At 53.9% G+C, this 219-nt stretch carries 1 tRNA gene; it reads left to right on the top strand.

Features of this window, described 5'->3' with window-relative positions:
* The first annotated feature begins 5 nt into the window (after positions 1 to 5).
* A tRNA-Arg gene (locus SB771_RS37620) sits at positions 6 to 82 on the top strand.
* Positions 83 to 219 lie beyond the last annotated feature (137 nt).

Genomic DNA, 219 nt, shown 5'->3' with positions numbered 1-219 from the left:
TGCGTGCGGCTGTAGCTCAGTTGGATAGAGTACTTGGCTACGAACCAAGGGGTCGTGGGTTCGAATCCTGCCAGCCGCGCCACTTTTTTCGAGGGCCTTCCGAACCGAAGGCCCTTTCAGTTCAAAGTAGTAGTATTTTGTTTTTGCGTGCGGCTGTAGCTCAGTTGGATAGAGTACTTGGCTACGAACCAAGGGGTCGTGGGTTCGAATCCTGCCAGC

The sequence above is a fragment of the Burkholderia sp. SIMBA_051 genome (genome assembly GCF_046534915.1).
Lineage (GTDB): Bacteria > Pseudomonadota > Gammaproteobacteria > Burkholderiales > Burkholderiaceae > Burkholderia > Burkholderia ambifaria.
The sequence above is the reverse complement of the archived record's forward strand: the minus strand, read 5'-3'. Positions and strand labels throughout refer to the sequence as shown.